Annotated in this window: 13 protein-coding genes; 8 read left to right on the forward strand and 5 right to left on the reverse strand. The window is 66.4% G+C overall.

What is annotated here, in order from left to right; genetic code table 11:
- The first annotated feature begins 29 nt into the window (after window positions 1-29).
- The 3 genes from NWF24_RS13255 to fabG are packed head-to-tail and all read left to right on the forward strand — an operon-like array spanning window position 30 to window position 1,998.
- A complete protein-coding gene (locus NWF24_RS13255; protein ID WP_258354544.1) occupies window positions 30-791 on the forward strand; it encodes a class I SAM-dependent methyltransferase in 762 nt (253 codons plus the stop codon).
- The gene (locus NWF24_RS13260; protein WP_258354545.1) at window positions 788-1,270 is read left to right on the forward strand and encodes a hydroxymyristoyl-ACP dehydratase; all 483 of its coding nucleotides are present in this window, start codon (window positions 788-790) and stop codon (window positions 1,268-1,270) included. Before NWF24_RS13255 ends, NWF24_RS13260 begins: the two co-directional genes overlap by 4 nt.
- Window positions 1,267-1,998, forward strand: coding sequence for a 3-oxoacyl-ACP reductase FabG (gene fabG, locus NWF24_RS13265; RefSeq protein WP_258354546.1), 732 nt, complete (start codon window positions 1,267-1,269; stop codon window positions 1,996-1,998). Before NWF24_RS13260 ends, fabG begins: the two co-directional genes overlap by 4 nt.
- A 42-nt stretch (window positions 1,999-2,040) precedes the next feature.
- On the opposite strand, the gene NWF24_RS13270 is transcribed toward fabG, so the two are convergent.
- The 5 genes from NWF24_RS13270 to NWF24_RS13290 all read right to left on the reverse strand — a co-directional run bounded on the left by NWF24_RS13270 (window position 2,041) and on the right by NWF24_RS13290 (window position 6,037).
- Entirely contained in the window at window positions 2,041-2,751 is a 711-nt protein-coding gene (locus NWF24_RS13270) for a DUF4339 domain-containing protein (protein ID WP_258354547.1), read from the reverse strand.
- Window positions 2,752-2,835: 84 nt separating this feature from the next.
- The gene (locus tag NWF24_RS13275; protein ID WP_093056939.1) at window positions 2,836-3,528 is read right to left on the reverse strand and encodes a mobilization protein; all 693 of its coding nucleotides are present in this window, start codon (window positions 3,526-3,528) and stop codon (window positions 2,836-2,838) included.
- Between the two features lie 51 nt (window positions 3,529-3,579).
- Window positions 3,580-4,902, reverse strand: coding sequence for a type II toxin-antitoxin system HipA family toxin (locus NWF24_RS13280; protein WP_258354548.1), 1,323 nt, complete (start codon window positions 4,900-4,902; stop codon window positions 3,580-3,582).
- Window positions 4,899-5,213, reverse strand: a complete 315-nt coding sequence (locus tag NWF24_RS13285) for a helix-turn-helix domain-containing protein (protein ID WP_258354549.1) — start codon at window positions 5,211-5,213, stop codon at window positions 4,899-4,901. Before NWF24_RS13285 ends, NWF24_RS13280 begins: the two co-directional genes overlap by 4 nt.
- Before the next feature lie 65 nt (window positions 5,214-5,278).
- Entirely contained in the window at window positions 5,279-6,037 is a 759-nt protein-coding gene (locus NWF24_RS13290) for a hypothetical protein (RefSeq protein ID WP_093073975.1), read from the reverse strand.
- Window positions 6,038-6,151: 114 nt separating this feature from the next.
- On the opposite strand from NWF24_RS13290, the gene smc reads away from it, so the two are divergent.
- The 5 genes from smc to def all read left to right on the forward strand — a co-directional run bounded on the left by smc (window position 6,152) and on the right by def (window position 14,062).
- The gene (gene smc / locus NWF24_RS13295) at window positions 6,152-9,667 is read left to right on the forward strand and encodes a chromosome segregation protein SMC (RefSeq protein ID WP_258354550.1); all 3,516 of its coding nucleotides are present in this window, start codon (window positions 6,152-6,154) and stop codon (window positions 9,665-9,667) included.
- Window positions 9,668-9,681: 14 nt separating this feature from the next.
- The gene (locus NWF24_RS13300; RefSeq protein ID WP_258354551.1) at window positions 9,682-10,788 is read left to right on the forward strand and encodes a cell division protein ZipA C-terminal FtsZ-binding domain-containing protein; all 1,107 of its coding nucleotides are present in this window, start codon (window positions 9,682-9,684) and stop codon (window positions 10,786-10,788) included.
- Window positions 10,789-10,814: 26 nt separating this feature from the next.
- A complete protein-coding gene (gene ligA, locus NWF24_RS13305; RefSeq protein ID WP_258354552.1) occupies window positions 10,815-12,914 on the forward strand; it encodes an NAD-dependent DNA ligase LigA in 2,100 nt (699 codons plus the stop codon).
- Window positions 12,915-13,034: 120 nt separating this feature from the next.
- Entirely contained in the window at window positions 13,035-13,478 is a 444-nt protein-coding gene (locus NWF24_RS13310; protein WP_258354553.1) for a hypothetical protein, read from the forward strand.
- Window positions 13,479-13,522: 44 nt separating this feature from the next.
- Window positions 13,523-14,062, forward strand: coding sequence for a peptide deformylase (gene def, locus NWF24_RS13315; RefSeq protein WP_258354554.1), 540 nt, complete (start codon window positions 13,523-13,525; stop codon window positions 14,060-14,062).
- Window positions 14,063-14,069: the final 7 nt, after the last annotated feature.

A 14,069-nucleotide genomic window follows, 5' to 3' on the forward strand; every position in this document is an offset into this window, starting at 1 on the left:
ACCGTAGCGCGAAGCGCGGAGGTTTCCGAATGAGCGCCGTGATGTTGTCCACCGATAGGGCGTGGCGCGAGCTGCACGAGGCCGCGACCATTCCCTACAAAAAAGGCGGCAGCTTCGCCTGGCACTTCGCACGCGGCAAGCTGGGGCGCGACCCGGTGTTTCGCGGGCTGCTCGAACGCGGGCTGTTTGGCGCGCCGCACCAGCGCGTGGTCGACATCGGCTGTGGGCAGGGCCTGTTCGCAAGCCTGCTGGCATCAATGAGCGCGATGCAGAAGCAGGGCCGCTGGCCGTCATCGTGGCTCGCCACGCCGCACAGCGCCGACTACACCGGCATCGAGCTGATGCCGAAGGACGTGGCGCGCGCCGAGGCCTCCATCGGTCATCTGCAGCCTACGCCAAGGCTCGTCTGCGCCGACATGTGCTCAGCCGCCTTGCCGGACTGCGACCTCGTCGTGATCCTCGACGTGCTGCACTACGTGAACCTCGAAGCGCAAGAGGGCGTGTTGCAGCGCGTGCGCGACGCGCTGCGCCGTGGCGGCAACCCGCACGCACGACTGCTGCTACGCGTGGGCGATGCGTCGAGCCGTCGTGGCTTCGCAATCAGCCAGTGGGTCGACCGCACGGTGACGCGCATCCGCGGCCACAAGGTCTCGCCGACCTGGGGCCGTCCGCTGGCCGACTGGACCGCGCTGCTGCAGCGCCTGGGCTTCCGCGTGCAGAGCATTCCGATGAGCGAAGGAACGCCGTTTGCCAACGTGCTGCTGGTGGCCGACCTGGAGGCCGCAGCTTGACTGCACCGCAGACGCTCGACCGCGCGGGCATTGCGCAGCGCATTCCGCACAGCGGCAGCATGTGCCTGCTGGAGCGACTCGAGAGCTGGGACGCCGACGCGATCCACTGCAGCACCACGACCCATGCGCAAGCGGGCAACCCGCTGCGCACGGAAGGCGGCCTGCTCGCACCGAACGCAATCGAGTACGCGGCGCAGGCCATGGCGCTGCACGGCGGCTTGCTGGCCACCGAGGGCAGCACGCCATCGGCCGGTTTCCTGGCGAGCGCGCGCAACGTGAAGCTTGCGGTGGCACGCCTCGACGACGTGCCCGGCGCCTTGCAGGTAGGTGCCCGGCGCCTGTCGGGCGACGATCGTCAGATCCTCTATGAATTCACCGTCAAGGCCGACGACGGCCGCATGCTGGCCGAAGGCCGTGCCGTCGTGGTCCTGAACACGCCGCTCGCAGCAGAACAACAAGAAAGCACGACATCGCCATGAGCCTCGAAGGAAAACGCGCACTCATCACCGGCGCAAGCGGCGCACTCGGCGCCGCCATGGCCGAGCGCCTGGCACGCGACGGCGCCACGGTGCTGCTGCATGCCAACTCGCGGCCCGAGGCGGTCGAGCAACTGGCGGCATCGATCACGACCGCGGGCGGCAAGGCGGAATGCCACGTGTTCGACCTGCGCAGCGACGAAGCCTCGGCGGCGGCATGCGCGCGCATCCTGGAGAGTGGACCGGTCCAGATCCTCGTCAACAACGCGGGCGTGCACGACGACGCCGTACTGCCGGGCATGCGCGCCGAGCAGTGGCACAAGGTGATCGACGTATCGCTCAACGGCTTCTTCCGCGTCACGCAGCCCTTGCTGCTGCCGATGATGCGCACGCGGTGGGGCCGCATTTTGAACATCTCGTCGGTGGCCGCGATTGCGGGCAACCGGGGGCAGGTCAACTACGCCGCTGCCAAGGGGGCGCTGAACAGTGCGACCAAGGCTCTGTCACTCGAAGTGGCGTCGCGCGGGGTGACGGTGAATGCGATTGCGCCAGGGATCATTGCATCGCCGATGGCGGATGCGGTGTTCGACCAGGCGGTCATCAACCAGATGGTGCCGGTGAAGCGGGCTGGCACGCCGCAGGAAGTGGCGGCGCTGGCGGCGTTCCTGGCTAGTGAGGAAGCCGCCTACGTCACGGGGCAGGTGATCTCGATCAATGGCGGGATGATCTGAGCCGGATTTCGAGCGCGGTGCCGGGCGGCACCGAATCGCCGGCTACTGCGGCTTGATGTTGCCGGTCTTTTTCCACGCGGCGATCCGCGTCATGTGATGCTGCAGGTAGAAGATGCTGAAGAAGAAGGTCATGGCTCTGGAGAGTTGCAGCCCGATCGATTCGACACTGTTGTAGCGCTCGATCATCGAGCGCCTCATCGAGTAGCACCCGCAATAGAAGAGCACATACGACAGGATCTGAAGCAGCCCACCAAAGCCCTGGGCGCCTGAAGAGTCCGAGGAGGCATCGATCACGCCCCCGACGACAGCCAGAACCACATAGCCGATCAGGTACATGGTGGCATTGGATCGAGGATCGATACTGCGCACCCATGTCGACTGGATAAACGGCCAGACGATGGCAAAAATGCCGAAGCTCAGTACCGTGAACAACAGGACCAGCCCCCAGTGCAATTTGGGTGGCAGGTTCTCCTGTGGCATCGAGGCTTGTGCTCCGTAGGAGGACGGCGGTGCGGCGTAGCCTGGCACAGGGGGCACCTGATGGGCCGGCAGAAGGGGCGGCGGGACAATGGGAGGCGCAACGGAGTGCGTCGTTCGCGCGCCGAACAGTTGCAAGGCCGTTTGCCATTCGGCCATTCCATCGCGCCAGACCAAGTCTGTCACAGCGATATTTCCCCGGGCATACAGCGACCTGGCCTCGCTCTCTTCGTAGGGGCCGAAAGCCTGACCATTTCGGTTGACGTGGATGTCCAAGGTGAATCTCCCTCTTTTTGGTTTTTTTGATGTCGAGTCAGGTCAAGTGTTCAGGGCGGAATCTCGACCGACCGCATGAAGGACTTAAAGAGGCAACGTATCGAACGCAGCGTAAACCGTAGCCAGCCAAGACTTCACGCGTTGCCGTTCCAACAGCCCCAGGGCATGTGGCCCTTCGCGGTCGTTCACGGCCTTCCAGAAGCTGGTGTTCTGCGCATCGATCTTCCGCATGCTCGCGTCATGCAAACGTGGCAGCGCAATCACGCGAGCGCCGTTGGCCGTGGCCTTCGAAAGAGATTGCGAACCCAGCAGCATCCCGAAGTCGCTGCCACGCCCGTAGTTCTGCACCACGATGTAGTTGGGCCGGTTGCCGAAGGTGTCGATCAGCGAGCCGAGCAAGTCGGTTGAGTCCTTGCCGTCGTCCAACACGTGCCAGAAATTGACCGTGACGCCGATCTCGGCGAACACGTCGAACAGGTCCGATTCCTTGATCCAGCGCGACAGCGGCGCCAGCGTTTGCGCTGCGAGGTCGACGATCACGCTTTGCTGCGGGTTGGTCTCGAAGCCGTTGACGACGGTGTCGAGTCCTTCGAAGCTGTCGACGACCACGGGCGAGGCAAAGCCTTCGTAGAAGCGGGTAAACGAGCTGTGCGAGCGGTCGGTGTCGAAGCCGGTGAAGGGGCGGCTGTGGTCGATGAAGTACTGCGCCAGCACGCGCGCGGTGACCGACTTGCCGACACCGCCTTTTTCGCCGCCGATGAAATTGATGGAGCTCATGAGTTGATGCTGCCTCGAATGGGTTGAAGAGGGGTGGAGGGCGGATTCATTCTAGGGGGCTGCTTTTTCTTTCTGTTTGCCACCTTTTGAAATGGCTTGCAGCAAGGGATGTGCCTGCAAGCGCTGCTGCAGCCGTTTCTTCCACGGGGCCGGTAGCGCCGAGGCTTCGATCATTGCGGGCCACTTGTCGCGGGCGAGCCGCGCGGTGTCCGCGATCACACGGCGCACCAGCGGCTCGTGCAGCCCGGTCGAGAAGCAGAAGGCGCGCACGCTGGCAGGCGTGAACAGGGCCGTGCGCCTGGCCGTGCCGGCGGCTGCGGGCAGCAACGGCAGCAATGGCAAGGCGTGGCCGTCGACACCCTGCAGCGCGGCGTACGCGACGATGTCGTAGGCCGGGGCAAAGCGCGGCGCGATGCCGTCGGGGTACAGCACGCCGAAGTTCTTCAGATGCGCGTCTGGGTTGCCCAGCAGGTCGTTCACCGCAAGGCGTCGCACGAGTTCGAGCACCGCTTCGTCGCCCAGCGACGGAAAGGCGCGCATTGCGAGCGCCATGTCGAGGTAGCTCCCGCTGTACTTGCGCATCGGGTCGATCGCCAGCACCTGCGCGAAATCTTCGAAGTGGATGCGGCGCGCGCCGTCGCGGTCGAAACGTGTCACCGCCAGAAACTCGGGTTCGTCGGGCAGCGCATAGCTGTGCTCTGCGGCAATGGCCGAGAGCGGGGCGAGTTCGGCATGGCAAACCTCGACGCCCGCCGCGCCGGCCATCTGCAGCGACAGCATCTCGAGTTGCGGCATGTGCGGCCTGCCGGCGACCGGCAGCTTGGCGATGACCCGCGTGCTCGCGCCGGCCCGCGTGCGGGCGACATACCGTCCGCCCTGGCGGCGCAGGCCCAGCTTGGGCTGCACGCCCGAGACCGAAATGCCCTGCGGCATCGGCAGCTCGACCACCGACATCTCCAGCGCATCCTGGTCCTGCGTGATGAGCCGCTGCAGCGTGCCGCGGTCTACCGACACGGGCCTGGCGCTCACGGCACCGGGCAGGTCGCCGCCACAGGCCGCGAGCAGCTCGAAATAGTCGTTCTCGCGGCAGCCGCGCAGCTGCGCGATGTGGCTACGCAGCACGCCCTCGGGCAGCAGGTTCTGGAAAAAGCTCGGCAACTGGCCGCCTTGCGCATTGAACAACGGGTTCTTGACGTCGCTCCACAGCGCCGACTGGGTGGCTGAATCGCTCGCCACCATCGAGAGCGACAGCACTTCGGGCGACGGACTGGCGACCAGCTCGGGCTCTGCCACGAAGCGGCACAGGTCGGCGTACTGGAACAGCTTGCCGAAGCGGCGTGCGCCGAGCGAAATCTCGAGGATCTTGACGTTCATTGCGGCGAGCGGCGCTTGATGTAGGGCGGGGCGGGCGCCTGCGCCACGGCATGGCCGACGCGCGTGGTCACGGGGCGATAGCCGGCATCGGTTGCCGTCGTTTCACCGAAGCCCTTGGGCGCAAGCTGCAGTTCGAGCCCCAGTGCATCGACCAGCGCCAGTAGCGAAGACAGCTGCGGATTGCCCCGCAGGCTCAGCGCGTTGCGCACGGAGCGCTCGGTGAGCCCCGAGCGCAGCGCGATCTCGGCATTCGAGATGCCGGCGGCCTCGCGGCGGGCAGTCAGGGTGGTGATGAGTTCCTGCTTGTTCACGGAAATATATTACCGCAAATGCATCTTTGGGAAATATCTTTCCAAAGACTGCATTCCCCGCGACCTCACTTGGGCAGCAGCGTGAAGAAGGGCATGACCACGCCCATCACCCAGTTCTGGCCGAAGTCGAGCGCCGCGCGGCGGTATTTTTCGTCGGCCTGGGCGGCCAGCAGGTCGAGTCGCGCCACCACTTTCGACAGTTCGCGGTCGGCCACGAGGTTGCGGCCGCGGTCGCTGATTTCGGTGGCCAGCAGCAGCGGCTGGCCGTCGGGGCCGGTCTTGGAGGAAATGAGCCAGAGCGAAATTTCGAAGTTGCGCGCGGCCCGGAAGCTGTTCTCGGCGTTGACGCCATCGATCATGGTCTGGTCCCAGGTGTCGCCGTTGGCCTGCTTGAGCATCGTGGCCCAGCCGACCACCAGCGCCGCCACGCGGTCGCCCTGGTAGCCCTGCGGCCCGGTGTCGAAGGCCATGCGGATCGCGTCGATGCCGGTGGCGCCCTTCAGCTCAGGCAGGGGCGGGCCCTTGAGCACGGCGTCCCAGGCGCGCTGGGTGGCTTCGTCCATGCTGGCCGCCGACTTGCGCCATTCGCGCGGGTTGCGCTTGTACAGGGTGCTCTGGACCCGGCGCACCGACTGCAGGTTGTCGCGCAATGACAGGTTCGCGATGCGGTTGGCGCCGGACTGCAGCCATTCCTGGTTGTTGTAGGGTTCGGCGCGTTGGGTGTCGCGTACCGACGAGCAGCCGGCAAGACCGAGCAGGGCGGCCGTGCCCGCCAGCAGCCAGGTTCGTCTTACGGCAAGGGGTGAAACCGGGGAATCGCTCATGCCCTGACGTTATCATCCACGGCTGGGGCGGCGGCCTGCATCAAGCTGCGGGCCCGTGCAATTTTCCTTACAAATCAATACCTTGGCGCTACAGCCAAGGCAGGCCGACAAGTCGTGCGTCTTAATTCCATCAAGCTTTCGGGCTTCAAGTCGTTCGCCGAACCCACCAACTTCCTGCTGCCGGGCCAACTGGTCGGCGTTGTCGGGCCCAACGGTTGCGGCAAGTCGAACATCATGGACGCGGTGCGCTGGGTGCTCGGCGAGTCGCGCGCGTCGGAGTTGCGCGGCGAATCGATGCAGGACGTGATCTTCAACGGCACGACCACCCGCAAGCAGGCCAGCCGTTCGAGCGTGGAACTGGTGTTCGACAACGCCGACCACCGCGCCGGCGGCCAATGGAACCAGTTCGGCGAAATTGCCGTGCGCCGCGTGCTCACCCGCGATGGCACCAGCAGTTACTACATCAACAACCAGCCGGTGCGCCGCCGCGACGTGCAGGACGTGTTCCTGGGCACGGGCCTCGGGCCCCGCGCCTACGCCATCATCGGCCAGGGCACGATCAGCCGGATCATCGAATCGAAGCCCGAGGAACTGCGCCTGTTCCTCGAAGAAGCCGCAGGCGTTTCCAAGTACAAGGAGCGCCGCCGCGAAACCGAAAACCGCCTGGGCGACACGCGCGAGAACCTCACGCGGGTCGAAGACATTCTTCGCGAACTCAACGCCAACCTCGAGAAGCTCGAAAAGCAGGCCGAGGTGGCCGCGCGCTACAACACGCTGCAGGGCGACGCCACGAAGAAGCAGCATCAGCTGTGGTTCCTGAAGCGCAGCGAAAGCAACGCCGACCAGTCCAAGATCAAGGCCGACTCCGAAAAGGCCATCAACGACCTCGAATCGCGCACGGCTGATCTGCGCCACATCGAAGCCGAACTCGAAACCGTGCGCCAGGCCCACTACGGGGCCGGCGACCAGGTCAACCAGGCGCAGGGCAAGCTCTACGAGGCCAGCGCCGAAGTCGGCCGGCTCGAGGGCGAGATCCGCTTCGTGGTCGAAGGCCGCCAGCGCGTCGAGCAGCGTCTTGTGCAACTGCGCGAGCAGATGGGCCAGTGGGGCCGTCGCCGCGAAGAAGCCGAAACCGAGATCGAAACCCTGGCCGGCGCGGGCGTGGACGCCGAAGAGCAGGCCATCATGCTGGCCGCCCAGCTCGAAGAGCACGACGCGCGCATGCCCGACCTCGAAGAAGCCGTGCAGCGTGCGCAGGACGAAGCCAACACCCAGCGCACGACCGTGTCGCAGGTGCAGCAGCAGATCCAGGTGCTGGCCGCCGATCAGCGCAACATCGAAGAACAAAGCCGCCAGCTCACGCAGCGCAGCGAACGCCTGCGCGCCGACCAGAACGCACTGGCCGCGCCCGACGAAGCCCGCCTGCTCGACATGCAAGAGCAGCACGCGATGGCGCAGGAAGCCGCCAGCGAAGCCGAAGCGCGCCTGCACGAACTGCAGGAAGCCGTGCCGCAGCTCGACGACGACCGCCGCGCCAAGCAGCAGGCCGTCAACACCGAGGGCGCCCGCCACGCCGAGTACTCGGCCCGCCTCGAAGCGTTGCGCGCACTGCAGGAAAAGGTCAAGACCGACGGCAAGCTGGCTCCCTGGCTCGCCAAGCACGGCCTCGAAGGCCTGCAAGGCCTGTGGAGCCGCATCCACATCGAACAGGGCTGGGAAAGCGCGCTCGAAGCTGCGCTGCGCGAGCGCCTGGGCGCGCTCGAAGTCAGCCGCCTGGAGATGGTGCGCGCCTTCGGCAACGACGCGCCGCCCGCCAAGCTCGCCTTCTACAGTCCGCCGGCCGCCGGGGCACCCGAAGGCACCGCGACGCTGCCGCGCCTGTCGAGCCTTCTGCGCCTGAACGACGCGGGGCAACAGGCCTTGCTGAACGACTGGCTGCACGGTTGCTACACCGCCGCGAGCTTCGAAGAGGCGCTGGCCCAGCGCGCCACGCTGCAGCCCGGCGAAGTCATCTATGTGCGCAGCGGCCATGCCGTGTCCTCGCACAGCGTCAATTTCTACGCACCCGACTCCGAGCAGGCTGGCCTGCTGGCTCGCCAGCAGGAAATGGAAAACCTGGAGCGCCAGCTGCGCGCCCAGACGCTCATCAACGAAGAGGCGCGCACCGCGCTGGTCCGCGCTGAAGCCGCTTACGCCGACGCCGCCCAGCGCCTCGTGACTGCGCGACGCGAAGCCGCTGAAACCCAGTCGCGCGCGCACGAACTGCAGGTCGAGACCCTGCGCATGACGCAGCTGGCCGAGCAGACCCGTGCCCGCAGCCAACAGTTGGCCGCCGATCTCGGCGAAGTCGACGCGCAGCTCGAAGAACTGCAAGAGAAACGCATCGCCGCCGAAGGCCGCTTCGAAGAGCTCGACATGCAGCTGGCCGACAGCCAGGAGCGCCATGCCGAGCTCGACGAACGCGTGATCGAGGCCAGCCGCGCACTGGCCGCGAGCCGCGAGCAGCACCGCAGCCTCGAACGCCAGGCGCAGGAGGCGACCTTCTCGCAGCGCACGCTCGAAGCCCGCCGCGCGGAACTTAACCGCTCCATTGAAACGGCAATGCAGCAGACCGTGGCGCTGACCGACGAAGACGAGCGCGCCCGCGCTGAGCTGAGCCGCCTGTCCGACGCCGCCGCACAAGCCGGCCTGCAAGATGCCTTGGCCCTCAAGCTCGAACGCGAAACCGCGCTGGGCTCGGCGCGCAGCCAGTACGACGACCTCACGCTCAAGCTGCGCGCCAGCGACGAGCGCCGCCTGCAGCTCGAGCGAGAACTCGACCCGCTGCGCCAGCGCATCACCGAGTTCCAGTTGAAAGAGCAGGCCGCGCGCCTGGGCGTAGAGCAATATCAGCAGCTGCTGGACGACGCCGGTGCCGACCTCGAGGCCATCGAGCAGTCGATCGAAACCGACAAGGTGAAGCTCACCGGCCTGCAAAGCGAAATCGACCGCCTCAACCGCGAGGTGGTCGCGCTCGGCGCGGTGAACCTGGCCGCGCTCGACGAACTGGCCATTGCCAGCGAACGCAAGACCTTCCTCGACGCCCAGTCGGCCGACCTGAACGAAGCCATCGGCACGCTCGAAGACGCCATCCGCAAGATCGACGCCGAAACGCGCGACCTGCTCGGCGGCACCTTCAAGATCGTCAATGAGCACTTCAGCCGTATGTTCCCGGAGCTGTTCGGTGGTGGCAATGCCAAGCTGATGATGACCGGCGACGAAATCCTCGACTCCGGCGTGCAGGTGATGGCCCAGCCCCCGGGCAAGAAGAACCAGACCATCCACCTGCTCTCGGGCGGCGAGAAGGCGCTCACGGCCATTGCGCTCGTGTTCGCCATCTTCCAGCTGAACCCGGCGCCGTTCTGTCTGCTCGACGAAGTGGACGCGCCGCTGGACGACGCGAACACCGAGCGCTATGCCAAACTCGTCACCGCCATGAGCCGTGAAACCCAGTTCCTCTTCATCAGCCACAACAAGATCGCCATGGAAATGGCCGAGCAACTGATCGGCGTGACGATGCAGGAGCAGGGCGTGTCGCGCATCGTCGCGGTCGACATGGAGTCGGCGGTCTCGATGGTCGAAGCCGCGTAAGCCGAGCGGCACCCATGAGCAACCTCACTCTCGCCCTGGCAATCTTCGGCGGCCTCGTTCTCGCGGCCGTCGTGGGCTACGAGGCCATGATGTCGCGCCGCAATGCACCGCGGCAGCCCGATGCGGTTGACCTCGCGCTGGCCGATGCAGAGCGCGCAATGTCGGGCTCGCCCGACGGCGCGGAGCCGATGCTGCACGTCGACCCGTACCAGGTGCAGCAGGGCGCCGATCGCCACGAGCCTTTATTCGACCCCGACCTGCCGGCGCCCAGCGGCGTGCCCGTACCGACCGGCGAGCGCCGCGGCGGGCTCGATCCGCTCATCGACGTGATCGCGCCGATCTCGCTCGACGGCCTGGCCTCGGGCGACGCAGCCATTGCCGCCATGCCGTCGACGCGGCGCGCGGGTAGCAAGCCGGTGGCCATCGAGGGCCTGAACGAACACAACGGGCAGTGGGAGCCGCCCGTGCCCGGGCAGCGTTACAGCGCCTTCCAGGTCGGCGTGCAGCTGGCCAACCGCACGGGCGCGCTCAACGAAATCGAGTATTCCGAATTCGTGGTCAAGGCGCAGGCCTTTGCCGACGCGGTCAACGGTGCGCCCGAGTTCCCCGAGATGCTCGACGAAGTGGCACGCGCCCGCGAGCTCGACCAGTTCGCCAGCGCGCATGACGCGCAGCTGGGCTTTGTTCTGCGCGCATTGCATGCGGCCTGGAGCCCGGGCTATGTGCAGCAGAACGCGGCGCGGCTCGGCTTCGTGGCCGGCATCATTCCGGGGCGCATGGTGCTGCCGACCAGCGAAGTTGGTTTGCCGCCGGTCCTCGGGCTGGCCTTCGACACGCAGGCTGCGCTGGCCGACGACCCAGCCCAATCGGCCATTCGCGAACTCAGCCTGAGCCTCGATGTGCCGCAGGTCGATCGCGGCGAAGAGCCGTTCCGCCGCATGCGCGAAGCCGCCGCCACGCTGGCGCGCGAAATGGACGGCGTGGTCACCGACAGCGACGGCCAACTGCTGCGCGACGAGACGATGGACGTGATCGGCGCTGACCTCGAGCAGCTCTACGACACGCTCGATGCGCGCGACCTCGCTGCGGGTTCTCCGCTGGCGCGACGCCTCTTCAGCTAACAACTCCGACCTTCGGGAGACACCCCATGACGACGCGCGACGAAGCGGCACGCGAAGCCGCCGCACTGAGCGAACAGCTCCACCGGCACGCCCACCTCTACTACGTGCTCGACACGCCCGAACTGCCGGACGCGGAGTACGACAAGCTCTTCCAGCGCCTGCAGGCCATCGAGGCCGAGTTTCCCGATCTGCGCACGCCCGATTCGCCGACGCAGCGCGTGGGCGGCAAGGTGCTCGACGGTTTCGTCAAGGTGCGCCACAAGGTGCCGATGTTGTCGATCCGCACCGAAACCGACATCACGCCCGGCGGCGCGAGCGCCTTCGATGCGCGCGTGCGAAAGGAGCTGGGCTTGCCCGAGGACGGGCCGCAGGTCAGCTATGTCTGCGAGCTGAAGTTCGACGGCCTCGCCATGAACCTGCGCTACGAGAACGGCGTGCTGGTGCAGGCCGCCACGCGCGGCGACGGCGAGGTGGGCGAAGACGTCACGCAGAACATCCGCACCGTGCGCGAGATTCCCTTGCGGCTCAACGGCACGGCGCCGCCCGTGGTCGAGGTGCGCGGCGAGGTCTACATGAAGCGCGCCGATTTCGACGCACTCAACGAGCGCCAGCGCCAGAAGATCGCGGATGGGCAGAAGAACGAGAAGGTGTTCGTCAATCCGCGCAATGCGGCAGCCGGCGCGGTGCGTCAGCTCGACCCGGCGATTGCCGCGGCGCGGCCCCTGAGCTTCTTTGCCTATGGGCTGGGCGAAGTCACGCCGGCGGCCGAAGGCGGGCCCGACTGTCCGACGCAGTTCGACTGGCTGCAGCAGTTTCATGCGTGGGGCTTTCCAGTGGCAACGCAGACGGCGCGGGCTACGGGTGCTATTGAACTCATAGCGTTCCACGAAAACATCGGCCGCCAGCGCGATGCCTTGCCCTACGACATCGACGGCGTTGTCTACAAGGTCGACAGCATCGAGCTGCAGCGGCAGCTGGGCTTTGTCTCGCGCGAGCCGCGCTGGGCCGTGGCTCACAAGTACCCGGCCCAGGAGCAACTGACCGAAGTGGTCGGCATCGAGATCCAGGTTGGGCGTACGGGCAAGCTCACGCCGGTGGCCAAGCTCGCGCCGGTGTTCGTCGGCGGCGTGACCGTGACCAACGCCACGCTGCACAACGAAGACGAAGCGCGCCGCAAGGACGTGCGCGTGGGCGACACGGTGATCGTGCGCCGCGCGGGCGATGTGATTCCCGAAGTGGTTGGCGTGGTGCCCGAAAGCCTCGCAAAACCAGAGGGCGAGCGCGGCCCGCAGTTCACCATGCCGCACAAATGCCCCGTGTGCGACTCGGAAGCCGTACGCGAGGAGGGTGAGGTCGACTACCGCTGCACTGGCGGCCTGTTCTGCGCTGCGCAGCGCAAGGAAGCCATCCTGCACTTTGCGGCGCGGCGCGCGGTCGATGTCGATGGGCTGGGCGACAAGCTGGTCGAGCAACTTGTCGACGCCAACCTGATCCGCACCTTGCCCGATCTCTACAAGCTGGGCTTCACCACGCTGGCCGGGCTGGAGCGCATGGCCGAGAAGTCGGCGAAAAACCTTGTCGATGCGCTCGAAGCCTCGAAGAAGACCACGCTGCCGCGCTTCCTGTTCGGCCTGGGCATCCGCCACGTGGGCGAGACCACTGCGAAGGACCTGGCCAAGCACTTCGGCAAGCTCGACGCGATCATGGACGCGACCGAGGAGCAACTGCTCGAAGTGAACGACGTCGGCCCGGTGGTGGCGCAAAGCCTGCGCACCTTCTTCGACCAGCCGCACAACCGCGAGGTGGTCGAGCAACTGCGAGCCTGTGGCTTGACGTGGGAAGAGGGCGAGCCCGCCGCGCGCGCTCCGAAGCCTTTGGCGGGCCTGACCTTCGTCATCACCGGCACCCTTCCTACGCTGAGCCGTGACGAAGCGAAGGATAAATTGGAGGCGGCCGGTGCCAAGGTTTCCGGCTCCGTCAGCAAGAAAACCCATTACCTCGTGGCCGGGGAAGAGGCCGGGAGCAAGCTCGACAAGGCACGTGAGAACGGCGTCGAGATCATCGACGAGGCGCGTATGCTGGAGATACTCGCCAACGGTGTCCCGGCAGAAGACGCGGGCGAGTGAGCGGGAAAACGTGACGGCAGATCCTCTTTACCGGCCGTTACGCGACTTCATCGCAGCGCAGTCAACAGGGTCTACAACCTGGCGTTGAAAGCTAATTGAAGGCCACAAGGAGAGTCCCTCATGCAAAAAATTCGAGTTCTCGGTGCCTGTGTTGCACTCGGCGGCGTTGCGCTGCTGAGTGGCTGCGTGGGCGTGCCCGGCGATCCCTACTATGGCGGCGGAGGCTATTCGTCGGGGCCTTACTACAGCGAGCCTTCGCCCGTGGTGGTGGCGCCCGCGCCGGTCTACATCGAAGGTGGCGGCTACTACGAGGGTCGCCGTCCGTACTACTATGACCGCGGGCGTCCCTACTATGGTCGTCCGGGCTATCCCGTGCGGCCCGCCTATCCCGGCGTGCGTCCAACGGCCCCGCCGGCCTGGGGCGGCGGAGGTCGTCCTTCCGCCGTGGTCCCGGCGCGGCCCGGTGGTGTGCCGGGCATCACGCCCACGCAGCCGCAGCAGATGCCGCGAGGGCCTGCGCGGTTGTGGACCTCGCCTGACTCCAAGACGCAAACCCCTCCCTGACCCCACCAGGGGCGAGCGCGCGAGGCTGTCGCGATAATCCCGCCATGGCCATCCGCGAAATCCTCAAGATGGGCGACCCCCGGCTGCTGCGTATCGCGCAGCCGGTCGCCGCCTTCGACACCGACGAGCTGCACCTGCTGGTGCGCGACATGTTCGAGACCATGCATGCGGTCAATGGCGCCGGCCTTGCCGCGCCGCAGATCGGCGTAGACCAGCAACTCGTGATCTTCGGCACCGATGTCGTGAGCCCCCGTTATCCCGATGCTCCGCCGGTGCCCCGCACCGTGCTGCTCAATCCCGTCATCACGCCGCTGAACGACGAGGAAGAAGAGGGCTGGGAAGGGTGCCTGTCAGTGCCGGGCCTGCGCGGCGTGGTGCCGCGCTTCGCCAACATCCGCTATACCGGGTTCGACCCGTACGGCGACCCGATCGACCGGGTCGCCACTGGCTTTCATGCGCGCGTGGTGCAGCATGAAGTCGATCACCTGCTGGGCAAGCTGTACCCGATGCGGGTGCGCGATTTCTCGCGCTTCGGCTACACCGAGGTCCTGTTCCCAGGTCTCGATGCAGCCGATGACGATTGATCGAACC

Source organism: Variovorax paradoxus (assembly GCF_024734665.1).
In the GTDB taxonomy this organism is placed as follows: Bacteria; Pseudomonadota; Gammaproteobacteria; order Burkholderiales; family Burkholderiaceae_C; genus Variovorax.